A 23476-nucleotide genomic window follows, 5' to 3' on the forward strand; every position below is an offset into this window, starting at 1 on the left:
AAAGAATAGGCTGTTCGTTTGAGTAATTCTCTTACTCGACGACGACGGCCTTTTCGATGATCACGTCGTCGACGGGCACGTCCTGGTGGAAGCCCTTCGAGCCCGTTTTCACCTTGCGGATCGCGTCGACGACTTCGAGGCCTTCGACGACCTTGCCGAACACCGCATAGCCCCAGCCTTGCGGCGTCGGCGACGAGTGGTTCAGGAAGTCGTTGTCGTTCACGTTGATGAAGAACTGGGCGGTCGCCGAGTGCGGGTCGTTCGTGCGCGCCATCGCGACGGAACCCTTCACGTTCTTCAGACCGTTGTTCGCCTCGTTAGCGATCGGCGTGCTGGTCGGCTTCTGCGTCATGCCCGGCTCGAAACCGCCGCCCTGGATCATGAAGCCGTCGATCACGCGGTGGAACACCGTGTTGTCGTAGTGGCCGGCCTTCACATAGGCGAGGAAGTTTTCAACCGACTTCGGCGCCTTCTCGGCGTCCAGTTCCAGCTTGATGACGCCGTGGTTCGTGTGCAGTTCAACCATGATGATTTCCTTTGGGTCTAGGTGAGTGGAGGGCGCGGTGCATCGCCGTCTGAGCGGCCATTGGCCTGCGCCCGTGGCATGGTTAGTTCCGGTGCAGCGCTGGCTTTCGTGCAGTGCATCGAGTTGCCGGCGGCTCGCGCGTCACCCTGTTTGCAATTGCGTCGTTTGCTCGTGTGCTACCGAGCGCCTGCTCGCGGCCTGCACGGCCGCTTCATTGCCAATCCTGGTTCGGCTTGATTGGCGGCTTATTTGCCGACAATTGTCACCGACTGGAGCACGATCTGCTTTTGCGGCACATCGCTCATCGGGCCGCGCGACGTGGTCGGCGTGCCCTCGATCTTCTTCACGACGTCCATGCCCGAGGTCACCTTGCCGAACACCGCGTAGCCGTTGCCGTCCGGATTCGGGTAGTCGAGGCCGGCATTGTCGACCGTGTTGATGAAGAATTGTGCCGTAGCCGAGTTCGGATCGCTGGTGCGCGCCATCGCGATCGTGCCTGTCATGTTCTTCAGGCCGTTGCGGCTTTCCAGCGGAATCGGCGCGCGTGTCGGTTTCTCCGCGTAGCTCGTCGTGTAGCCGCCGCCCTGAACCATGAAGCCGGGAATCACGCGATGGAAGATCGTCCCGTTATATTGACCGGATTTCACATAGTCGAGGAAATTGGCAACCGTCTTGGGCGCTTTCTCAGGATACAACTCGACGCGGATATCGCCTTCGGACGTCTTCAAGAGAACGGACGGATGCGCAGCCTGTGATCCGTTTTGCGCAAATGCCGGTGCGTTCGCGATCAGGGCGGCGCTGCCGAGCGCCAACATCAACCATTTCATGTAAATCCTCGGGGTGGAAACAGGGTGAACTCAGATGAAAAACGTCGGCAGGCGCGCTGCCCGAAAGCATGCGCGCCAGCGCTCACTGTGATGGTGCAACGTACGGCGGCGTCGCGAGCGAACCGTTCGGGCCGCCGAACGTGAAGCCCGGCGTCTCGGTAATGTTCTGCATGGTGCGATTCGTGTAGTCGGTATCAGCCGGCTGGCTGGCCTTCTTCACAGGCGTCTTGCGCGGCGTGACGATTTTCTCGATGTCGGCGATGCGCTGGGTTGTCGTGCCGTTGCCTGCGCCCAGCGTTTGGGCGCGGCGATACGCCTGATCCGCCATGCGCAGATAGAGGTCGCCGAGATTCTCATACGCGAGGCCATAGCCGGGGCTCGCCTTGACGGCCGTTTCCAGCGCGGCGCGCGCTTCCGTATAGCGGCCCTGCTTCGCGTAGAGCGCAGCGAGGTTGTTGTACGGTTCGGGCAGTTCGGGGAACGTCTCGGTGAGTTCGGTGAACGCGGCGATCGCTTCGTCGTCGCGGTTCAGGCGCGCCAGCACGGTGGCGCGCTTGAATTTGGCCTGTGCGTCGCGCGGATTCGCGGCGATGCGCGCATCCAGTTGCGAGAGCGCGGCCGTCCAGTTCTTCTGCTGGATCGACGCGTCGGCGTCGGGTGTCGCGTCACGCACGGCCGGACCGTGCGCAACGGTCGGCGTTTTCTGCGCGACGGCGGGCGCGGCAGGCAGGACCATGAGGGCGAGGCCGCAGCAGGTTGCGCCCGCTGCCGTGCTCAAGGCCGCGAGTAAACCTGGACGGCTACCCGTACGGGACGACGCGCCGGAAATTGGGCGAAGCGTCGAGCGGAGCGCCGTCGCGAAGAGGGTCGGGGCGCCTCGCGCGCGGCCGCTGGAGTGTTTCATAGGCTCAGGTCGGGATGTTATACTCCGACCCATTCTAACAAAAGGTCTGCGCGTTCCGTCGAACCACAGACTGTCTTTTCGCCACTCGTGGTCGTCTCCGCCTTGACGTCAGCCTGATCCCGCGCCGTTGCGCGACAGGCTGTCAGTCATGCCGCACCGCCCGTGTTCGTGCATGCAGTTGCATGCTTTCATCGGGCGCGGTATGAACGAAGACCAAGCGGATTTCTTTCGGCCCACGCATCGTCTCTATGGAATCTCTGCGCATCTACAACACGCTCGCGCGTGACAAGCAAAATTTCGTGCCGCTTCATGAAGGCGAAGTGCGTATTTATGTCTGCGGGATGACGGTGTACGACTACTGTCACGTGGGCCACGCGCGGGTGATGGTCGTATTCGACATCGTGCAGCGCTGGCTGCGCACGCTCGGCTACAAGGTCACCTACGTGCGCAACATCACCGACATCGAGGACAAGATCATTCGCCGCGCAGTCGAGAACGGCGAGTCGATCCGCGCGCTGACGGACCGCTTCATCGCGGCGCTGCACGAAGATGCGGACGCGCTCGGCATCGAGCGGCCCGATCTCGAGCCGCGCGCGACGGACTACATTCCGCAGATGCTCCGCATGATCGAGAAGCTCGAGCAGAACGGCTACGCGTATCAGGCCGCCGACGGCGACGTGAACTACGCGGTGCGCAAGTTCGAGAACTACGGCGCGCTGTCGGGCAAGTCGCTGGAAGACCTGCGCGCGGGCGAGCGCGTAGCCGCCAACGACGCGAAGCAGGACCCGCTCGACTTCGTGCTGTGGAAGCAGTCGAAACCCGACGAACCCGCCGACACCGGCTGGGATTCGAAGTACGGGCGCGGCCGTCCCGGCTGGCACATCGAGTGCTCGGCGATGGGCTGCACGCTGCTCGGCGAGCATTTCGACATTCATGGTGGCGGCCAGGATCTGCAGTTTCCGCACCACGAAAACGAAATCGCACAAAGTGAAGGCGCCACGCGCCAAACCTTCGTCAATTACTGGATGCACAACGGCTACGTGCAGATCGACAATGAGAAGATGTCGAAGTCGCTCGGCAACTTCTTCACGATCCGCGAAGTGCTCGCGAAGTACGATGCCGAAGTGGTGCGGTTCTTCATTGCGCGCGCGCATTACCGTTCGCCGCTGAACTACAGCGACACGCATCTCGACGATGCGCGCAGCGCGCTCGCGCGTCTGTACACGGCCTTGAAAGACACGCCGCCGGAAGCGGGCGAGATCGACTGGAATGAAGCGCATGCGCAGCGTTTTCGTGCGGCGATGAACGACGACTTTAATACGCCTGTCGCGGTGTCTGTGCTGTTCGAGCTGGCGAGCGAAGTGAACCGCACGCGCGACGCGGCGCTCGCGCGTCAGTTGCACGGTCTCGCGCTGGTGCTCGGATTGCTCAGGCGCGAACCGCGCGTCTATCTGCAGCAGGCGGCGGGCAGCGAAAGCGAGGGTGCGCTCGATGTCGCAGCGATCGAAACGAAGATCGCCGCGCGCGTCGCTGCGAAGCAGGCGAAGGACTACGCCGAGGCAGACCGGATCCGCAAGGAATTGCTGGACGCCGGTATTGCGCTCGAAGACAAACCGGGCGGGTTGACCGAGTGGCGGCGCGTTTGAGCGCACCTCGCACTTCCCACTGATCGACTCGCCAGGCAGGAGGCAGGATGGCAACGGCCACGAAGACGCCGGCTAAACGGGCCACGTCTCAATCAAACGCGGCAGCTAAAGTAAAGGCAGTACGGGCGCGAAGCGGCGCAGCGAAGGTGGCGGTGAAATCGGCGTCGGCGAAAGGCGTCAAGGCGGATCTGCATGGCCCGCGCAAAACGACGGGTTCGCATGGCGCGCTCGCGAAGCCGGCGTCGTCCCGACACCTGCCCAACGGCGCGGACCTGCCTGAAGCAACCGCTGTGAAGCCGTCGCGCGCGCGGGCCGCGCACGCGAAGGGCAACGGCTCGCTGCCCGCGGAACTCGCGGGCGATGCGCAGGAACCCGCTTACGAAAGCCACGAGGCCGAAACGATGCGCAAGCCGCGCGCCGCTGTGTCGTCGGCGGAAGGCGAGCAGGCTGTGCAGGGCGACCCGCAGTCGTCCGTCGTCACGCGTCCGGCGTACTGGGACAAGGCTTGTGCCGATCTCGTCAAGCGCGACCGCATTCTGAAGAAGCTGATCCCGAAGTTCGGACCCGTGCATCTGTCGAGCCGCGCCGATCCGTTCGTTACGCTGGCGCGCTCGGTGGTCGGCCAGCAGATTTCCGTCTCGTCCGCGCAGTCCATGTGGCAGCGTATCGTCGCCGCCTGTCCGAAGCTCGTGCCGCAACAGATCATCAAGCTCGGGCAGGACAGTCTGATGAACTGCGGCGTCTCGAAGCGTAAGGCCGAGTACATTCTCGATCTCGCGCATCACTTCGTGTCGGGTGCTTTGCACGTCGGCAAGTGGACGTCGATGGAAGACGAGGACGTGATCGCCGAGTTGACGCAGATTCGCGGCATCAGCCGCTGGACGGCTGAGATGTTCCTGATTTTCGATCTGTCGCGTCCGGACGTGCTGCCGCTCGACGATCCGAATCTGATTCACGCGATCAGCCAGAACTATTTCAGCGGTGAGCCGGTGACGCGCAGCGAAGCGCGTGAAGTTGCCGCAAACTGGGAGCCGTGGCGCACGGTTGCGACCTGGTACATGTGGCGCAGCCTCGATCCGGCGCCGGCCGGTAGTTGATTCAAGCATTGAAGCAGAAGGAAAAACCGTCAGAGTCTATTGATTTGTTAAAATTGATAGATTCGAGACGGTTTTGACATGGGCGCGCGCGGTTAGAATACGCGCTGCCGGTAAGTCGAAGGATTAAAAACCAATGAAGACCACCTTTCTGGATTTCGAGCAGCCGATCGCGGAGCTCGAAGCGAAAATCGAAGAATTGCGCTTCGTGCAGGACGATTCGGCCGTCGATATTTCGGAAGAGATCGAGCGGCTGTCGAAGAAAAGCCAGCAGCTCACGAAAGATCTGTATACGAACCTGACGCCATGGCAGGTTTCGCAGATTGCGCGTCATCCGCAGCGTCCGTACACGCAGGATTACATCAACGAACTGTTCACCGATTTCCACGAACTGCATGGCGACCGCTCGTATGCAGACGACCTGTCGATCGTCGGCGGCCTTGCGCGTTTCAATGGCCAGCCGTGCATGGTGATCGGTCATCAGAAGGGCCGCGACACAAAGGAGCGCGCGCTGCGCAACTTCGGCATGCCGCGCCCCGAAGGCTATCGCAAGGCCGAACGTCTGATGCGTCTTGCCGAGAAGTTCGGCCTGCCGCTCTTCACGTTCATCGACACGCCGGGTGCCTATCCCGGCATCGGCGCGGAAGAGCGCGGCCAGTCCGAAGCGATCGGCCGCAACCTGTACGTGATGGCCGAGCTGAAGACGCCCATCATCTCGACGATCATCGGTGAAGGCGGTTCGGGCGGCGCGCTGGCTGTCGCCGTCGGCGATAGCGTGCTGATGCTTCAGTTCTCGACGTACTCGGTGATTTCGCCCGAAGGCTGCGCGTCGATTCTATGGAAGAGCGCCGCAAAGGCACCCGAAGCCGCCGAAGCGCTGGGTCTGACGGCGCATCGCCTGAAGGCGCTGGGGTTGATCGACAAGATCGTCAATGAGCCGCTCGGCGGCGCGCATCGCGATCCGAAGGGCATGGCGGCCATGCTGCGCCGCGCGCTCGCAGACTCGCTGCGCCAGTTCCAGGGCATGAGCACGAACGATCTGCGTCAACGTCGCTTTGAACGCCTGATGGCTTACGGCAAGTTCAAGGAAACGACGCCGGGCGCGTAAGCCTTGCGTTCTCGTCCGAAGGCGCCTTGCGTACGATAAGCGCCGTCACACCGTGACTCCCTCCGCTGACACTCCCGCCGACCGCCTCGTTCTCGATGCGGTCGGCGTTGCATTTGCGGCCTTGCCCGACGATGCGCGCATCGCGATCGCGTTCAGCGGCGGCGTCGATTCGACGGTGCTGCTCGATGCCGCCGTGCGTGTCGGTGGTGCGTCGCGCTGCATCGCGTTGCATGTTCATCACGGCCTGAGCGCCAATGCCGACGAATGGCTCGACCATTGCGGCGCGTTTGCGCGCGAACGGGGCGTCGAGTTTGCGTCGCTGCATGTCGACGTGTCACGCGCGGGCGGTCTGAGCATCGAAGCCACTGCGCGCGACGCGCGTTATCGCGCGCTCGATCTGCTGTGTGCGCAGCATTGCGTGCGCACGCTGTGGCTCGCGCAGCATGCCGACGATCAGGCCGAGACCGTGCTGCTGCAACTATTGCGCGGAGCAGGGCTGGCGGGCCTGGCAGCGATGGCGCCGGAATATCTGCCGTCCGGCGCGTCTGTTGCGCGGGTGCGTCCGCTGCTGCATCTGCTGCGCGCACAACTGGAGCAATACGCACACGCACGCGATCTGCGCTGGATCGACGATGAGTCGAACAACGAAACGCGCTACGCGCGCAACGCGCTGCGTCACGACGTACTGCCGCCGCTCGCCGTGCATTTTCCGGGCTTTCGCGACGCGCTCGCCCGCACGGCCGCGCACGCGGCTTCGGCGCAGCGTCTGCTCGACGAGCTTGCTCGCATCGATCTGCAAGCGGCGTGTGGCGAAGAAGAGGGCGCGTTGTCGCGCGACGCGCTGCTCGCGCTCGACGACGATCGTGCGGCGAATCTGCTGCGTTACTGGATGCGCACGCTCGGCTTGCCCGCTGCATCGACCGCACGTCTGACGGACGCGCTGCGCCAGTTGCGCGCGATTGGCGACGCGCACAGCTTGCGGGTCGATCATGCGGGCCAGGCGTTGCGCAGCTATCGCGGGCAAGTCTATTGGGAAGCCGGCGACAGCGCCGATCCCGCCGACGAAACAGCACTCGTCGAACGCGCCGAAAGCGTGCTCGTATGGCAAGGGCAGAGCGTGTGGCGTTTACCGCAGTGGCGCGGCACGTTCGTATTCAGCGAGGCGAGCGCCGACGACGCGCCCGATGCGATTCCCGCCGATGCGCTCACGCGCGCGCCGCTCGTCGCGCGCTCGCGCCGCGGCGGCGAACGGATGCGCTGTGTTGCGAATGGCCCGAGCCGCACGTTGAAGAATCTCTTTCAGGAGCGCGGCGTGCCGTCGTGGAAGCGCGATGTGCCGTTGCTTTTTGCCGGCGACGCACTGCTGTTCGTGCCGCTGATCGGCGTGAACCGCGCCGCGTCCGACGACCCGGCGCAGCACGCAAGCGCGCGTTACATACGGATCGCCTGGCGCGAGGATCTGACGCTCGCGTGACGTTCGTAACGTCCGCGGCCGGCGCCCGACCGGCCGGACGGCCATTGTCATGCGCGCGCAACAATTGCCGCAAATCCTTCTACGACAAGCATTTGCAACGGCTTTTGCCTGGATTGCGGCTTGTCTTTTTATTGCCGATCAGGTAGGGTAACTTGTTTGCCCGACTCGCTTTTTGTCGTGTTGCCTGGCTGTTCTTATGCGGACGTCCGGGGCGCGCTCCAAGCCGTTAGCCACCCCGTTAGCGTCCGTCAGCCCTGTTTACCGGCAGGTTTCGGCAGGGCCGGAAAAAGCAAACCCGGCAAATCCGCGCGTACCCTACGCTCGCTGCATCTGCGCCGCCACACTGCGCCGTCGTTCCCGAACGTTGTGCCCTGTGCTTTCTTTGTGTGGCCGCTCCAGCGCGCCCGGCGCGCGCCGGTTGGCGTATCAGTTTCCCTTCAGTTCAGAACGACAATGGCACTCATCGTACATAAATACGGCGGCACATCGATGGGCTCGGTCGAGCGCATCAAGAACGTCGCGAAGCGCGTCGCGAAATGGCACAAGGCAGGCCACAAGATGGTCGTCGTGCCTTCGGCGATGTCCGGCGAAACGAACCGTCTGCTGGGTCTCGCGAAAGAGATTTCGCCCCAGCCCAGCCCGCGCGAACTCGACATGATCGCGTCGACGGGCGAACAGGTCAGCGTCGGCCTGCTGTCCATCGCGCTGCATGACGCAGGCGTTGATGCCGTCAGCTACACCGGCTGGCAAGTGCCCGTCAAAACGGATAGCGCTTTCACGAAAGCGCGCATCAGCGACATCGACGGCGATCGCGTGCTGCGCGATCTCGACGAAGGCAAGGTCGTCGTCATCACGGGCTTCCAGGGCATCGACCCCGAAGGCCACATCACGACGCTCGGCCGCGGCGGTTCGGACACGTCGGCTGTCGCGGTGGCCGCGGCGCTGAAAGCGGACGAATGCCTGATCTACACGGACGTCGACGGTGTCTACACGACGGACCCGCGCGTGGTCGAAGAAGCGCGCCGTCTGGATCGCGTGACGTTCGAGGAAATGCTGGAAATGGCCAGCCTCGGTTCGAAGGTGCTGCAGATCCGCTCGGTGGAATTCGCCGGCAAATATCAGGTGAAGACGCGCGTGCTGTCCAGCCTGACCGATCCGCTGATGTCGCTCGACGAAGAAATGAAGTCGGGCACCCTGATTACTTTTGAAGAAGACGAAACCATGGAAAAAGCAGTCATCTCGGGAATCGCGTTTCAGCGTGACGAAGCCCGTATCGCCGTGATGGGTGTGCCCGACAAGCCGGGCATCGCATATCAGATCCTCGGCCCCGTCGCCGACGCGAATATCGATGTCGACATGATCATCCAGAACCAGAGCGTCGAAGGCAAAACGGCGTTCACGTTCACGGTCGGTCGCGGCGATTATCAACGCGCCATGGAGATCCTCACGAACCAGGTCAAGGGTCACGTGAACGCGGAACAGGTGCTGGGCGATCCGAAGGTGTCGAAGGTGTCGGTGGTCGGCGTCGGCATGCGTTCGCACGTGGGTATCGCGAGCAAGATGTTCCGCACGCTGTCGGAAGAGGGCATCAACATCCAGATGATCTCCACGTCGGAGATCAAGATCTCGGTGCTGATCGACGAGAAGTACATGGAGCTCGCCGTGCGCGCGCTTCATAAGGCGTTCGAACTCGACCAGGCGTGATGTCCGCGCAGTACCTGTTTGCTTCGGTGAAAGGCATCTGCGTAAAAGCTTGTGTGCGATAAAGCGCGGTAAAAGGGCAGGTCAAGGAAGTGACATTCCGAAGTGACATTCGATCGACACTTCAGGCACAAAAAGTGTGAAGTAGAAATTGACCGCTGCCTCGTAACCCGCTATTATCTTGGCTTCGTTGCGCTGCCTCCCTGGCGCAAGCGAAAGTTTGGGAGACGTGGCCGAGAGGTCGAAGGCACTCCCCTGCTAAGGGAGCATCTGGGCCAAAACCTGGATCGAGGGTTCGAATCCCTCCGTCTCCGCCAGAAATGGCGGTGGAACCCCGTAGAGCTGCGGCTCTGCGGGGTTTTGTTTTTTTCGCGCCTGTTTCATGTGTCTCCGTGATTAACTCCGCGCAGTCTCAACTTTTCATTCCCGGGTCCGTAAACATCGGTATTGGTGAATTGCGTTCGCGATGAATGCGGCATTCAAGCGATTCATGCGGGATATCTTTTTGCCTGGGATAACCAAACGAACTGCCTTCGGTTTGCGAATCGCAAAAAACCCCGCGAAACGTGCGTGCGCGCAACAGTGGAAGCGCTGGGCATATCACCAAATGCAGTCGCGTGTAACAGGACGTTACGAAGCGCTTTGCGACGCGAAGTTATGCATCAGTTATTACAAAGTTGAAATACGCGTTAAGCGTCGCTTTGTTATATTCGAATCAAGCAGTCGATAAACACAACTCCCGCAAAGAAAGGTGAAACCATGAAGTCCACGCGTCTTATCCCGTTGATCGCTGGCGTGCTCGCGATCGGCGCGTCGAGTGCAGCGATGGCTGGGGGACTGAACGTCGGTGTCAACATCGGTATTCCCGCTCCCGTCTACGTCGCGCCGGCGCCTGTGTATGCACCGCCGCCGCCGCCCCCGCCGCCCGTCGTGTACCAGCCGTATCAGCCGGTGCCCGTCGTCGCTGGGCCCGCCATCGTGATCGGCTGGCATGGCGATCGTTACTGGGATGGCCGCCGCTACTGGGGCCGCGACGACTACTATCGCCATCACGGCGGCTACGATCATGGCCATGGTCACGATCACTGGGACAACGGCCGTCACAACGGCTGGCATTGATCCCGCGCTGCGTCGCATGCGCCCAACAAAAAACCGCCCCAAGGGGCGGTTTTTTTATCTGGTTGCACGCGCAACGACGCGTGCAATCACGAAATCGCGTGCGCTTACTCGGCGACGGCGGCCATCCCGCCGACCACGGCGCTGAAGCCGCTATCGACATGCATGATCTCAGCCGTCACGCCGGAAGCGAGGTCCGACATCAGGAATGCCGCTGCATTGCCGACCTGTTCGATCGTGACATTGCGCTTGAGCGGCGCATTGCCCTCGACGAAATCCAGAATCTTGCCGAAGCCCTTGATGCCGCTTGCCGCGAGCGTCTTGATCGGGCCTGCCGAAATGCCGTTCACGCGAATGCCCTTGCCGCCCAGCGACACGGCGAGATAACGCACGCTCGCTTCGAGCGATGCCTTCGCGAGGCCCATCGTGTTGTAGTTCGGAATGGCTTTTTCCGCGCCGAGGTACGACAGCGTGAGCAGCGCTGCGTCGTTCGACAGCATCGGCAACGCGGCCTTCGCGAGAGCGGGGAAGCTGTATGCCGAGATGTCGTGCGCAATGCGGAAATTTTCGCGCGTCATGCCGTCGAGGAAGTCGCCGGCGATCGCTTCGCGCGGCGCGAAGCCGATCGAATGAACGAGACCGTCGAGGCTGTCCCAGTGTGCTTTCAGCGAAGTGAACAGTGCTTCGATTTGCGCATCGTCGGCGACGTCGCACGGGAAGATCAGATTGCTGCCGAATTCGTTCGCGAACTCGGTGATGCGATCCTTGAAGCGGTCGCCGACATACGTGAACGCGAGTTCTGCGCCTTCGCGCTTGCAGGCTTGCGCGATACCGTACGCGATCGAACGGTTCGACAGCAGGCCCGTCAGCAAGATTCGTTTACCAGCGAGGATGCCCATGGATTCTCCTAATGAGGTCAGTGCGCCGCGATGACAGAGTGCGGGAACGCGCGGGATTTTGGGTAGAATTCTCTCACATTGCAACTGCCCACCGACCAACAAGGCACCTATGACCGCAGGCACGCGACGGGTTGAAGCGCCGCGCCCGAGATGGCGCACTCTGATTCGTCCGCTGTTGCGTCCGTTGTTGCGTCCGGCGTTGCGTGTGCGTTGCAAGGCGATGCCGCGCGTCGTGCTCGCCGTATGCGTCGGCTCGCTGACCGGCTTGTCGCCCGTGACGGCGCAGTACGCGCAGGCCGCGTATGCGATCGCGCAGTACGGCAACCCGAAGTATCCGCCCGACTTCAAGCACTTCGACTACGTCAATCCCGACGCGCCGCGCGGCGGCACGCTGGTGCTCGCCAATCCCGACCGCTCGACGAGTTTCGACAAGTTCAATCCATTCACGATGCGCGGCAACGCGGCGCCTGGCATCGGCCTGTTGTTCGAGAGCCTGACGACGGGCAGCGCCGACGAAGTCGCGTCCGCCTACGGTCTGCTGGCCGACGACATCGCCGTCGCGCCGGACCGTCTGTCCACGACTTTCCACATCAATCCGCGCGCGCGCTTTTCGAACGGCGACCCGGTCACGGCCGAGGACGTGAAGTTCTCGTTCGATACCTTGAAGAGCCCGCAGGCCGCGCCGCAATTCGCCGCATATTTCGCGGAGATCACGCGCGTCGTGATCGTCGATCCGGCAACGGTGCGCTTCGAATTCAAGCAGCACGATCGCGAATTGCCATTGCTCGCGGGCGGCATGCCCGTGTTCTCGCGCAAGTGGGGCATGAAGCCGGACGGCAGCCGCACGGCGTTCGATCAGCTTGCGTTCGAAAAACCGCTCGGCAGTGGTCCGTATCTGATCGAGAGCTACGACAACGGTCGCACGATCACCTACAAGCGCGACCCGAAGTACTGGGGCGACAAGCTGCCCGTGCGCGTCGGCATGTATAACTTCGAGCGCATCAACTACAAGCTGTATTCGGATGGGACTGCGCGTCTCGAAGCGTTCAAGGCGGGTGAATACGATGCGCTCGTCGAGTACGTCGCGCGCAACTGGGTGCGCCGCGACGTCGGCAAGAAGTTCGACAGCGGTGAGCTGATCAAGCGCGAGTTTCCGCAACATAACGGCACGGGGATGCAGGGCTTCATCCTCAACCAGCGCCGGCCGCTTTTCTCCGACGTGCGCGTGCGCAAGGCGCTCGATCTCGCGCTCGACTTCCAGTGGCTCAACCGGCAACTCTTCTACAGCCAGTACAAGCGGATCGACAGCTACTTCGTCAATACGGATCTGCAAGCCAAAGGCTCACCTTCGCCAGGCGAACTGAAACTGCTCGAACCATGGCGCGCACAGCTCGAGCCAGGCGTGTTCGGCGTGCCGCCGAAGCAACCCGACACGGACCCGCCCGGTTCGCTGCGCGCGAATCTGCTCGAAGCGCGCGCGCTGCTCGCGCAGGCTGGCTGGACGTATCGCGATGGCGCGCTGCGCAACGCGAAGGGCGAGCCGTTCGCGTTCGAGATACTCGACGACTCGGGGTCGTCGGCCACGTTCGACCCGGTCTACGCCACCTATATCCGCAATCTGAAGAAGCTCGGTATCGATGCGCGTACGCGGACGGCGGATTTCGCGGTGTATCAGAAGCGCCTCGACGCGTTCGACTTCGACGTCACGACCATCCGTTTTCCCGACGTGCAGGTGCCGGGCGCGGACATGATCGACCGGTTCGGCAGCAAGGCGGCGGGCGAGCCGGGCTCGGGCAATCTGATCGGGCTGAAGTCGCCCGCCGTCGATGCGATCCTGCGCGCGCTGGTCGGCGCGCAGACCCGCGAGCAACTCGTCGATGCCACTCACGCGCTCGATCGTGTGCTGATCAACGGCTACTACATGGTCCCGCACTGGTACAGCGCGACGCATCGCGTGGCGTTCAAGCGCGGCATGGCGTGGCCGTCGACCTTGCCGCTGTACTATACGGCGGAAGGATGGATCACCTCGATGTGGTGGTTCGCCACGCCGCAATGAGCGCGCTGATCGCGTACCCCATCATGCACTTTTGATTCTGGACGGCCGCCATGTGGAGCTACATCCTCAAACGTCTGCTATTGATGATCCCGACGTTGATCGGCGTCCTCACGCTGACTTTCGTCGTGATCCAGTTCGTGCCAGGCGGACCCGTCGAGCAGGCGGTGCACGAGCTGCGGCGCAGTACCGCCGAAGGCGGCACGCCGTTCGGGCTGCGCGCGCATAGCGGCGTCGATGCGCAGCAGATCGCGCAACTCAAGGCGTTGTACGGCTTCGACAAACCGCCGCTCGAACGCTACTGGCTGATGCTCAAGCGCTTCTCTCACTTCGATCTTGGACAAAGTTATTTCCGGCATCAAAGCGTGTGGTCGCTGATTGTGTCGAAGCTGCCTGTGTCGATCAGCATCGGGCTATGGACGTTCTTCCTCACGTATTTGATATCGGTGCCGCTCGGTATTGCGAAGGCGGTGCGCAACGGCTCGCGTTTCGACGTCGCGACGAGCCTCGTCGTGCTGGTCGGTTACGCGATTCCCGGCTTCGTGCTCGGCGTGCTGCTGCTCGTGCTGTTCGGCGGCGGCTCATTCCTGCAGCTGTTCCCGCTGCGCAATCTCACATCCGACAACTGGGATCAGCTGAGTTTCTTCGGCAAGATTCTCGATTACCTGTGGCACATCACGCTGCCGATCGTCGCGTCGGTTGTGGGCAGCTTTGCGGTTGTAACGATGCTGACCAAGAACGCGTTCCTCGACGAAATCCGCAAGCAATACGTGCTGACCGCGCGCGCGAAAGGGCTGTCCGAGCGCCGCGTGCTGTGGAAGCACGTGTTCCGCAATGCGTTGCTGCCGTTGATCGTCGGTTTTCCGGCCGCGTTCATCGGCGCGTTCTTCACGGGCAGCCTGCTGATCGAAACGCTGTTCTCGCTCGACGGGCTCGGGCTGCTGTCATATGAGTCGGTGGTGCGGCGCGATTATCCCGTCGTGCTCGGCACGCTCTATCTCTTCACATTGATCGGGCTCGCGACCAAGCTCGTCTCCGATCTCTGCTATGTGTGGGTCGATCCACGCATTCAATTCGAACAACTGGAGCGCTGATTTGAGCCGCGTTCGTACAGATGCCGAAGTGTCGCGCGCGCAGCCGGTGCGCGCGTTCGTGTCGCCGTCGCCTGCGCGCCGTGTGTGGCTGCGTTTCCGTCAGCAGCGACTGGGCTACTGGAGCCTGATCGTGTTCGTCGTCGCGTTCGCGGCGAGCCTTGCCGCGCCGCTGTGGTCGAACGACAAGCCGGTCGTCGTGCGCTACGACGGCCACTACTATTTCCCGCTCGTGAAGGACTACGCGGAGACGACCTTCGGCGGTGACTTCCCGACGCCCGCCGATTACCTCGATCCGTACGTCAAGCAGCGCCTCGACGCGCCGGGCAACTTCGTGATCTATCCGCTGAACCGGTACTACTACGACACGCTCAACTATTTCTCGAAGCGGCCGAATCCGGCGCCGCCTTCGCGCGACAACTGGCTGGGCACCGACGACCGCGGCCGCGACCTGTTCGCGCGGCTGGTGTATGGCTTTCGCGTGTCGGTGGAGTTCGCGCTGGTGCTGACCTTTATCGGCACCGTGCTCGGCGTGCTGGCGGGTGCCGTGCAGGGTTACTTCGGCGGCAAGACGGACATCTTCGGGCAACGTCTGATCGAAATCTGGAGCGCGATGCCGGAGCTGTATCTGCTGATCATCTTTGCCTCGATTTTCGAGCCGGGCTTTATTCTGCTGATCGTGTTGTTATCGCTGTTCGGCTGGATTGGACTTGCCGACTACGTGCGCGCCGAGTTTCTGCGCAACCGGCAACAGGACTACGTGCGCGCCGCGCGAGCGATGGGCTTGTCGAACTGGCAGATCATCTGGCGACACGTGTTGCCCAATAGCCTGACGCCTGTCATCACGTTCCTGCCGTTCCGGATGAGCGGCGCGATCCTCGCGCTGACGAGCCTCGATTTTCTCGGTCTCGGCGTCCCGCCGCCGACGCCCAGCCTCGGCGAACTGCTCGCGCAAGGCAAGGCGAATCTCGATGCGTGGTGGATCTCCATGTGGACTTTCGGCGTGCTGGTCGTGACGCTGCTGCTGTTGACGTTCATGGGCGACGCGCTGCGCAACGCGCTCGACACGCGTATCTCCGACGCGATGAAGGCGGGAGGCAACCAGTGAGCGCGCACGCGACGAAACACGACGGGCCGCTGCTCGAACTCGATCACCTGCGCGTGACCTTCGGCGACACGGTGGCCGTCGACGATGTGTCGCTCGCGATCGGCCGCGGCGAGCGCGTCGCGCTGGTCGGCGAATCGGGCTCCGGCAAGAGCGTGACGGCGCTGTCCATCTTGCGTTTGTTGAACGACGCGCAGACGAGCGGCGTCGTGCGCTTCGATGGCGAAGATCTGCTCGCTAAGAGCGAGCGCGAAATGCGCGGGATGCGCGGCTCCGCTATCGCGATGATCTTTCAGGAGCCGATGACGGCGCTCAATCCGCTGTACACGATCGGGGACCAGATCGCGGAAACCATCGTGCTGCACGATGGCGTGAGTGCCAACGAAGCGCGCAAGCGCGCTGTCGCGCTGCTTGATCGCACGGGTATCACGGAGCCGGGCAAGCGCGTGAACAGTTATCCGCATCAGTTGTCGGGCGGCCAGCGGCAGCGCGCGATGATCGCGATGGCGCTCGCGTGCCGTCCGCGGCTGCTGCTCGCCGACGAGCCGACGACGGCGCTCGACGTGACGATCCGCGCGCAGATCGTCGAGCTCCTGCTCGAACTGCAACGCGAGGAAGCGGAAAAGCGGGCATGGCCGTGCTGCTGATCACGCACGATCTGAACCTCGTGCGCCATTTCGCGCAACGCGTCGCAGTGATGGAGAAGGGCGTGCTCGTCGAGAGCGGTCCGGTGGAAACGCTGTTCGCATCGCCGCAGCATCCGTACACGCAGCGTCTGCTGCAAAGCCGCCCGGAGCGCGCCGTCGTGCCCGTGCTGCCGATCGCGCCCGTGCTGCTCGACGCGCGCGACGTCTGCGTCGATTTCAGGACGAAACTGCCCGGCATGGCCGGCTGGTTCCAGTCGGGGCGCTTTCGCGCGGTCGACGACGCGACAGTGTCGGTGCGGCAGGGCGAAACGCTGGGCATTGTCGGCGAGTCGGGGTCGGGAAAATCGACACTCGCGATGGCGTTGCTCGGCCTGCAAAGAACCTCGCATGGCGTAATCGATTTTCAGGGCAGAGCGCTCCGCAGTTATCGCGGACGCGAGCAGACCACGCTGCGCTCGAACATGCAGGTCGTCTTTCAGGATCCTTTTAGTTCACTTTCGCCCCGGCAGACGATCGAGCGGATCGTCGGTGAAGGGCTCGCGCTGCATCGCCCGCAACTGAATGCCGATGCGCGGCGCGACAAGGTGATTGGCGTGCTGCGCGAAGTGGGAATCGACCGGACGGCGCTGCATCGCTACCCGCACGAATTCTCCGGCGGACAGCGGCAGCGCATTGCGATTGCGCGTGCGCTGGTGCTGGAACCGCGCATCCTGATTCTCGACGAACCGACCAGCGCGCTGGACGTCTCGATCCAGCAGCAGGTGCTGAAGCTGCTGGCGGGTTTGCAACGCAAATACAACCTGGGATTCGTGTTCATCAGCCACGATCTGGCCGTGATCGGCGCGATGGCGCACCGCGTTGCCGTCATGCAGAACGGGGCAATCGTGGAGACGGGCGAGGTCGAGCGGATCTTTGCAGAACCGACCCATCCTTACACACGTAAGCTGTTGAAAGCGGCCTTGACGACTTGACATTCACCAATTGGGTGCGGCGAGTCATTGTTTTTTTCTATTTGTTTTGACATTGGAATACTTACTGGCTAGTATCGACCAAACTTTTTTCCTAGCCTGTTGATTTTCAGGCAAAAACTACCGCCGCACCCAGCCCTAACCAAAACCAACCACCAGACCAATGCAGCACCAAAACCTAACCCAGGCTTGCACGCGCGTCGTCGCCGGGATGTTCATTGGCGTACTGATGGCCGCAGCTCCCGGCGCTTTCGCCGATGAAGTAAGCAGCTTTAACCAGAATGCCTCATTTTCGACCTCTTCCGGGTCGAGTTCAGTGTCCTCCACCACACAAAGCACGCAAAGCGCTGCCTCGAATTCCGAGAGCGGCGCTCGTTCGTTTTTGTCCGGCATGGCCGGCAAGGCGGGTGATGTGGTGGTCGGCGCCCTCAACATGATCGGCGTGCGTTACCGCTGGGGCGGCGACACGCCGGATTCCGGCCTCGATTGCAGCGGGTTCGTGCGCTACGTATTCCAGGACACGCTGGGCATGGCACTGCCGCGCCGCGCGGAAGAAATGAGCCGTGTCGGCGAAAAGGTTCGGGTTTCCGACCTGAAGCCGGGCGATCTCGTGTTCTTCAACACGATGCGCCGCACGTTCTCACACGTCGGCATCTACATCGGCGACAACAAATTCGTGCATTCGCCTTCTACGGGCAGCACGATCCGCGTCGACGACATGGATGACGGTTACTGGGAAAAGCGCTTCACGGGAGCGCGCCGTATCGAATCGACGGTGCCGCAGCAGCAGGAACTGCGCCAGCGCGTGAGCGCGACGATCGGTGGCAGCAATTAAGACGATCGTCGGTTGACTGGTTTCAAACGAAAGGCCCGCTTCATCGGAAGTGGGCCTTTTTCTTTGCTGCGTCTGTTTTCGGGGATGACGCCGCCGCCGGTCAGGCCGTTGCGCGCGCCGCCGCCAGTTTGCGCAGCAGTTCGGGCGCGATGCGCGCGGCCGCTTCTTCGCCGGCCAGAATCGCCGCGTTGCGTTGTCCGAAGTCGGTGCCGCTCATCGCGTTCAGATTCGGACGGATCACGACGTCGGCGTATTTGTCGAGCTCGTATGCCTTGATCGTCTGACCCATGATCGTGAATGTCTGCATCAGCACGTCGAACGAGCTTTCGGTGAGTGCCGTTTCGGGCCGCGCGGAAATATCGACGGCGATCACAAAGTCCGCGCCCATCTTGCGCGCGAACGACGCGGGCACCGGGCTGACGAGCCCGCCGTCCACGTATTCATGTCCGCCGATCTTCACCGGCTCGAACACCGACGGCACGCTCGACGACGCGCGCACCGCTATGCCCGTGTTGCCGCGCTGGAAGAGAATCGGCTGGCCCGTTTTCAGATCGGTTGCGACGACGCCGAGGGGTTTCGCCATTTTCTCGATCGGGCGATTGTCGAGCGTCTTGTTCAGGTAGTTCTGGAGCGCGACGCCTTGCAGAAGGCCACGCGTGCGAAACGGCATCGCCCAGTCGCTGATCGACGCTTCGTCCATGGTCAGTGCGAGCTTGTTGAGCGCGAAACCGTTCAGGCCCGAAGCATACAGCGCGCCGACCACCGATCCGGCGCTCGTCCCGCACACCAGATCGATCGGGATGTTGCGCGCCTCCAGTGCCTTGATCACGCCGATATGCGCAAAGCCGCGCGCCGCGCCGCCGCCGAGCGCGAGCCCGATGCGCAGCGGCCGTTCTGGCTTGACGGGTGCCGTCGGCGGGATGGACGCGGTGCTGGGCGTGGGCGTGACAGTGTCGGGCTTGCTGCCCGTCGACGCGCAGGCGGAGAGAACGGCGGAGGCCGCGGCAATCGAGAACGTGCGGCGGGACAGGCGTGGCGATGACGGTTTCAACGAATTCTCCAGCGACGGCTCCGACGTCCATACGAAAGTGTCGTGCCGCGTGTCATGCAAAAGCGATCGCCGGCGGCGATCCCCGCGCGCTGCACGGAGCCTGGCGGAAGCCGGACGGTAGCGCGCGCACATCATAATGCAAAGCGGACACGCGGCGACAATCGGTTGAGGAAACCGTCTACATGTGCAGCTGTCAGTATCGGCTACTGACGACGTCCGCCGTCCGACGTTTCGGCTTATGCCTTCCGACGCGCTGCCGGACGCGCCTGCAAACCCATGTTGTCAGTATTCGACGGGTATAATTCGTCTCTCTTTTTCAATCGCGTTCGCGCCGTCGGCAGGCGTTGTCACCGTCGCCGGGCGCGATCCGTTTCCGTTGCCGCGCCAGGCTTCGATGTTCGCCGGCGCAGGCGTCTGCCTCCGAGTTACCGCACATGACCACTCCCGTTCGCACCCGCTTCGCACCGAGCCCTACCGGCTTCATTCACCTCGGCAACATTCGCTCTGCGCTGTATCCGTGGGCGTTTGCGCGCAAAACGAAGGGCGTGTTCGTGCTGCGTATCGAGGACACCGACGTCGAACGCTCGACCGAGCAATCCGTCGACGCAATCCTCGAAGGCATGCAATGGCTCGGCCTCGACTACGACGAAGGTCCGTTCTATCAGATGCAGCGCATGGACCGTTATCGCGAAGTGCTGCAGCAGATGCAGGAGCAGGGGCTCGTGTATCCGTGCTACATGTCGACGGAAGAACTCGACGCGTTGCGCGAGCGCCAGCGCGCCGCCGGCGAAAAGCCGCGCTATGACGGCACGTGGCGCCCCGAGCCGGGCAAGGTGCTGCCGACGCCGCCCGCAGGCGTGGAGCCCGTGCTGCGTTTCCGGAATCCGCTTACGGGCGTGGTCGCGTGGGACGATGCCGTGAAGGGCCGCGTCGAAATCTCGAACGAAGAACTCGACGATCTCGTGATCGCGCGCCCGGACGGCACGCCGACCTATAACTTCTGCGTGGTCGTCGACGATCTCGACATGAAGATCACACACGTGATTCGCGGCGACGACCACGTCAACAACACGCCGCGCCAGATCAATATCCTGCGCGCGCTCGGCGCCGAGCCGCCCGTCTACGCCCACCTGCCCACCGTGCTGAACGAGCAGGGCGAGAAGATGAGCAAACGGCATGGCGCGATGAGCGTGATGGGCTACCGCGACGCCGGCTATCTGCCGGAGGCCGTGCTGAACTATCTCGCGCGTCTGGGCTGGTCGCATGGCGATGCGGAGATTTTCTCGCGTGAGCAACTGATCGAATGGTTCGATCTCGATCACCTGGGCAAGTCGCCGGCGCAGTACGACCACAACAAGCTGAGCTGGCTGAACAATCACTACATCAAGGAAGCCGACAACGCGCGTCTCGCCGATCTGAGCAAGCCGTTCTTCGCGGCGCTAGGGATCGACGAGGCGACGCTCGCGAAGGGCGCGGATCTGGCGGCGGTGATCGGGCTGATGAAGGATCGCGCATCGACGGTAAAGGAGATCGTGGACAACGCCTCGATGTTCTATCGCGAGCCGAATCCGGATGCCGACGCGCTCGCGCAGCATGTGACGGACGTCGTACGTCCGGCGCTCGCCGATCTCGCCGCGGCATTGAAGACCTGCGAGTGGACGAAGGAGGGCATCGCCGCCGCGTTGAAGACGACGCTCGGCACGCACAAGCTGAAGATGCCGCAGCTCGCGATGCCCGTACGTCTGCTGGTGGCGGGCACGACGCATACGCCGTCCATCGATAGCGTGCTGATGCTGTTCGGTCGCGACGTGGCCGTGAGCCGCATCGAAAATGCGCTTGCCTGAGCAGGCGAAGCGAGGCCGCAGGGCATCGTTGCGCGGCCTCGCAAAAAAATTGTAGAAAGCGACTTAAGAGGTATTTACAAAGCGAAAATTGCTCACTACAATCTCGCTTCTGTTCTGCAAGGGGTATAGCTCAGCTGGGAGAGCGCTTGCATGGCATGCAAGAGGTCAGCGGTTCGATCCCGCTTACCTCCACCATCAGAGCAGAGTGAAGTCTTCCGGTTAGCTGGAAGTTGTAGAAAAAAGACTTCACAAACGGTAGTAAAGCAGTTAGAATGGCGGTCTTCGCTGCTGATGAATGAAGTTAGCAGCAAGAACGAGACAGATCTGAAAAGATTATGTCCCCTTCGTCTAGAGGCCTAGGACATCACCCTTTCACGGTGAGTACAGGGGTTCGAATCCCCTAGGGGACGCCAAATACTGGCGTTGCTTGAGATTCAAGTAATGCGCTTGCGAGATATAACCGACGCTCGCAAGTCAGGTAGCAAGACTGGAGTGGTAGTTCAGTCGGTTAGAATACCGGCCTGTCACGCCGGGGGTCGCGGGTTCGAGTCCCGTCCACTCCGCCAGATTAAGCCCGTTCGGTGAGCGGGCTTTTTCATTAAAGGTGTAAGCAGTAGCATGTGAAGTACGTTGTCCCCTTCGTCTAGAGGCCTAGGACATCACCCTTTCACGGTGAGTACAGGGGTTCGAATCCCCTAGGGGACGCCAGAATACTGGCGTTACTTGAAGTTCAGGTAATGCGCTTGCGAGATATAACCGACGCTCGCAAGTCAGGTAGCAAGACTGGAGCGGTAGTTCAGTCGGTTAGAATACCGGCCTGTCACGCCGGGGGTCGCGGGTTCGAGTCCCGTCCGCTCCGCCAGAAATACGAAGCCCGCTGAGTTGTCAGCGGGCTTTTTTGTTTTTGCGCTTACCATTCGGCTCAGTTCGCAACGCATCCGGGGGCCGCTTGCTTCACTGTGGGGCAAACAGCCATTGCCAGCGCGGTCCGCGTGTCTTAACGTTGAGCGGACCGACTCTTTCGTCCTTGCACGATGCTCGACCCGACTGACGATCCATCTCCCTTCCATTTGCGCAAGGCCAGCATGGACGACTTCTCGTTCGCCGAGGCGCTGACGCGCAACAACATGGGCGGGTACTACCGCCGGCACCATCTCGTGTGGCGCAGTGATCTGTTTCTCGCAAGCTGGCGCGAGTCGGAAAATTTCATTCTCGAAGCGGATGGCGAGCGGATCGGCGTGTTGCGCATCACCGAAGAAGGCGACTCGCTGCATATCCGCGATGTGCAGATCGCCGAGGGACATCGGCGGCGCGGCGCGGGCACGTATCTGCTGAATACGTCGCACCGTTGGGCGCGGGCGCGCGGTCTCTCCGAACTGCAGCTGCGCGTATTCGTCGACAATCCTGCGGCACGTCTCTATCAACGGATGGGCTACCGGCTCGCCGGCCCGCGACTCGCGCAGCTCGGCTCGATCCGGCATATGGCCCGGCGCGTCTGAGGACGTTGCGGGCGCATCGACTGCGTGATCCCGTTCGTGGCGGCCGCCCGTTTCACCAACTCTGATCGTCGTCTTCGTCCCGGTCCCGTTCGTCACGCCTATGCTCCGGGCCCCGCACCATGAATGCGCGCGGACTTTCGCCAAACGCGCGCCGGAACATCGCCGAAAACGCGCTCTGACTCTGGTAACCCAGCTCCCGCGCGACGTGCGACAGCGGCCGCCCCTGACTGAGCAGCGGGATCGCGCGAGCCAGCACGGCTTGCTGACGCCATTGCGAAAAGCTCGCCCCAAGTTCCTGACGGAAAAGCCGCGCGATCGTGCGCGTGCTCGCGCCAACTATCGACGCCCATCTCTCCAGCGAATCCGTATTCGCCGGATCGGCCAGCACCGCCTCACACAATGCACGCAGACGTTTTTCCGTCGGCATCGGCACGGACAGCGGCAAAGGCTGCGACCGCGTGATTTCGTCGAGCGCCAGCGAGCCGAGCAGGCGTTCGCGCTCAGGCGGCAAACCAGGCGTGTCCAGCGAGGCGATGACCTCGCGCAGCAGCCCCGACACTTCGACGACGCGGCACGCGTCGAGGCCCGGCGGCACGACCGTTTCGTTGACGTAGAGCGTGCGCAGAAACGCCTCTTCGACGATGGTCACCTCATGCAGCACATACGGCGGCACCCAGATTGCGCGCGACGGCGGCACCATCCACGTCGTGCCGAACGTGCCCACCCGCAGTACGCCGCGCGACGCATACGCGACTTGTGCCCACGCGTGCGTGTGCCGCGCGATGCGCACGCCAGCGGGCATGGGCCGCGAGCGCACGCGGATAGGATGCGTCGGCGTGGGCGCGAACTCCGGCGGAATGTCGGCGAAATCGACGCGCGTCGACATTTCGGCAGACGCTTTCGATGCGGGCGGCGTCGAGCGGGTAGTTGAGCGGACAGCTTCAGTCATGGCGTAACGGAGTGGGCGGCAGCGAATCTGCCGCATGACGTTTGTCATTGTAGGGTTATGCAGGTCATCCGAACATTGGCCGAATGGACGATGCGACATCGAAAAAATGGCGCGGCATAATGCACCGGATTCCTTTCGC

Annotated in this window: 18 protein-coding genes, 5 tRNA genes and 1 pseudogene; 18 read left to right on the plus strand and 6 right to left on the minus strand. The window is 62.5% G+C overall.

Features of this window, described 5'->3' with window-relative positions; translation table 11 throughout:
* Window positions 1–31: 31 nt before the first annotated feature.
* The 3 genes from H1204_RS07000 to H1204_RS07010 all read right to left on the minus strand — a co-directional run bounded on the left by H1204_RS07000 (window position 32) and on the right by H1204_RS07010 (window position 2257).
* The gene (locus H1204_RS07000; protein WP_042307168.1) at window positions 32–526 is read right to left on the minus strand and encodes a peptidylprolyl isomerase; all 495 of its coding nucleotides are present in this window, start codon (window positions 524–526) and stop codon (window positions 32–34) included.
* Between the two features lie 245 nt (window positions 527–771).
* A complete protein-coding gene (locus H1204_RS07005; RefSeq protein ID WP_180730532.1) occupies window positions 772–1353 on the minus strand; it encodes a peptidylprolyl isomerase in 582 nt (193 codons plus the stop codon).
* A gap of 82 nt (window positions 1354–1435) precedes the next feature.
* Window positions 1436–2257 carry a tetratricopeptide repeat protein gene (locus H1204_RS07010; RefSeq protein WP_180730533.1) on the minus strand — a complete coding sequence of 274 codons (822 nt, stop codon included), beginning with the start codon at window positions 2255–2257 and terminating at the stop codon, window positions 1436–1438.
* Between the two features lie 248 nt (window positions 2258–2505).
* Between H1204_RS07010 and cysS the strand changes: the two genes are divergently transcribed.
* The 7 genes from cysS to H1204_RS07045 all read left to right on the plus strand — a co-directional run bounded on the left by cysS (window position 2506) and on the right by H1204_RS07045 (window position 10399).
* Complete coding sequence (gene cysS / locus H1204_RS07015; RefSeq protein ID WP_180730534.1) at window positions 2506–3903, plus strand: cysteine--tRNA ligase; 1398 nt, start codon at window positions 2506–2508, stop codon at window positions 3901–3903.
* A 47-nt stretch (window positions 3904–3950) separates the two neighbouring features.
* Window positions 3951–5000, plus strand: coding sequence for a DNA-3-methyladenine glycosylase (locus H1204_RS07020; RefSeq protein WP_180730535.1), 1050 nt, complete (start codon window positions 3951–3953; stop codon window positions 4998–5000).
* Window positions 5001–5133: 133 nt separating this feature from the next.
* Window positions 5134–6105, plus strand: a complete 972-nt coding sequence (locus H1204_RS07025; protein WP_180730536.1) for an acetyl-CoA carboxylase carboxyltransferase subunit alpha — start codon at window positions 5134–5136, stop codon at window positions 6103–6105.
* 52 nt (window positions 6106–6157) lie between these two features.
* The gene (gene tilS, locus H1204_RS07030; RefSeq protein WP_180730537.1) at window positions 6158–7579 is read left to right on the plus strand and encodes a tRNA lysidine(34) synthetase TilS; all 1422 of its coding nucleotides are present in this window, start codon (window positions 6158–6160) and stop codon (window positions 7577–7579) included.
* Between the two features lie 453 nt (window positions 7580–8032).
* Window positions 8033–9283, plus strand: a complete 1251-nt coding sequence (locus tag H1204_RS07035; protein ID WP_035990748.1) for an aspartate kinase — start codon at window positions 8033–8035, stop codon at window positions 9281–9283.
* Window positions 9284–9503: 220 nt separating this feature from the next.
* A tRNA-Ser gene (locus tag H1204_RS07040) sits at window positions 9504–9597 on the plus strand.
* Window positions 9598–10039: 442 nt separating this feature from the next.
* On the plus strand, window positions 10040–10399 hold the full coding sequence (locus H1204_RS07045; RefSeq protein WP_180730538.1) for a hypothetical protein: 360 nt from the start codon (window positions 10040–10042) through the stop codon (window positions 10397–10399).
* Window positions 10400–10503: 104 nt separating this feature from the next.
* On the opposite strand, the gene fabI is transcribed toward H1204_RS07045, so the two are convergent.
* The gene (gene fabI, locus H1204_RS07050) at window positions 10504–11295 is read right to left on the minus strand and encodes an enoyl-ACP reductase FabI (protein WP_180730539.1); all 792 of its coding nucleotides are present in this window, start codon (window positions 11293–11295) and stop codon (window positions 10504–10506) included.
* Window positions 11296–11404: 109 nt separating this feature from the next.
* Here fabI and H1204_RS07055 point away from each other — a divergent pair, with 109 nt between their 5' ends.
* The 5 genes and pseudogenes from H1204_RS07055 to H1204_RS07075 all read left to right on the plus strand — a co-directional run bounded on the left by H1204_RS07055 (window position 11405) and on the right by H1204_RS07075 (window position 17994).
* A complete protein-coding gene (locus tag H1204_RS07055) occupies window positions 11405–13351 on the plus strand; it encodes an extracellular solute-binding protein (RefSeq protein ID WP_180730540.1) in 1947 nt (648 codons plus the stop codon).
* A gap of 50 nt (window positions 13352–13401) precedes the next feature.
* Window positions 13402–14442 (plus strand): ABC transporter permease subunit, encoded by a 1041-nt coding sequence (locus H1204_RS07060; RefSeq protein WP_180730541.1) that lies wholly within the window; start codon window positions 13402–13404, stop codon window positions 14440–14442.
* Between the two features lies 1 nt (window position 14443).
* Complete coding sequence (locus tag H1204_RS07065) at window positions 14444–15547, plus strand: ABC transporter permease (protein ID WP_042307186.1); 1104 nt, start codon at window positions 14444–14446, stop codon at window positions 15545–15547.
* Window positions 15544–17162 (plus strand): annotated as a pseudogene (locus tag H1204_RS07070) (dipeptide ABC transporter ATP-binding protein). The gene H1204_RS07065 and the pseudogene H1204_RS07070 overlap by 4 nt, the downstream one beginning before the upstream one ends.
* A gap of 160 nt (window positions 17163–17322) precedes the next feature.
* Entirely contained in the window at window positions 17323–17994 is a 672-nt protein-coding gene (locus H1204_RS07075; RefSeq protein ID WP_062915242.1) for a C40 family peptidase, read from the plus strand.
* Between the two features lie 100 nt (window positions 17995–18094).
* Here H1204_RS07075 and H1204_RS07080 read toward each other — a convergent pair whose 3' ends face one another.
* Window positions 18095–19045 carry a patatin-like phospholipase family protein gene (locus tag H1204_RS07080; RefSeq protein WP_180730542.1) on the minus strand — a complete coding sequence of 317 codons (951 nt, stop codon included), beginning with the start codon at window positions 19043–19045 and terminating at the stop codon, window positions 18095–18097.
* 434 nt (window positions 19046–19479) lie between these two features.
* Between H1204_RS07080 and gltX the strand changes: the two genes are divergently transcribed.
* The 6 genes from gltX (at window position 19480) to H1204_RS07110 (ending at window position 22388) form a co-directional block, all read left to right on the plus strand.
* Entirely contained in the window at window positions 19480–20889 is a 1410-nt protein-coding gene (gltX, locus tag H1204_RS07085) for a glutamate--tRNA ligase (protein WP_180730543.1), read from the plus strand.
* A 337-nt stretch (window positions 20890–21226) separates the two neighbouring features.
* Window positions 21227–21302: transfer RNA gene (locus tag H1204_RS07090), tRNA-Glu, on the plus strand.
* A gap of 76 nt (window positions 21303–21378) precedes the next feature.
* A tRNA-Asp gene (locus tag H1204_RS07095) sits at window positions 21379–21455 on the plus strand.
* A gap of 66 nt (window positions 21456–21521) precedes the next feature.
* A tRNA-Glu gene (locus H1204_RS07100) sits at window positions 21522–21597 on the plus strand.
* A gap of 77 nt (window positions 21598–21674) precedes the next feature.
* A tRNA-Asp gene (locus tag H1204_RS07105) sits at window positions 21675–21751 on the plus strand.
* Window positions 21752–21923: 172 nt separating this feature from the next.
* Complete coding sequence (locus tag H1204_RS07110; protein ID WP_035990767.1) at window positions 21924–22388, plus strand: GNAT family N-acetyltransferase; 465 nt, start codon at window positions 21924–21926, stop codon at window positions 22386–22388.
* A 52-nt stretch (window positions 22389–22440) separates the two neighbouring features.
* On the opposite strand, the gene H1204_RS07115 is transcribed toward H1204_RS07110, so the two are convergent.
* Entirely contained in the window at window positions 22441–23274 is an 834-nt protein-coding gene (locus H1204_RS07115; protein WP_180730889.1) for a helix-turn-helix transcriptional regulator, read from the minus strand.
* Window positions 23275–23476 lie beyond the last annotated feature (202 nt).

It is taken from the genome of Paraburkholderia sp. PGU19 (assembly GCF_013426915.1).
Taxonomy (GTDB): domain Bacteria; phylum Pseudomonadota; class Gammaproteobacteria; order Burkholderiales; family Burkholderiaceae; genus Paraburkholderia.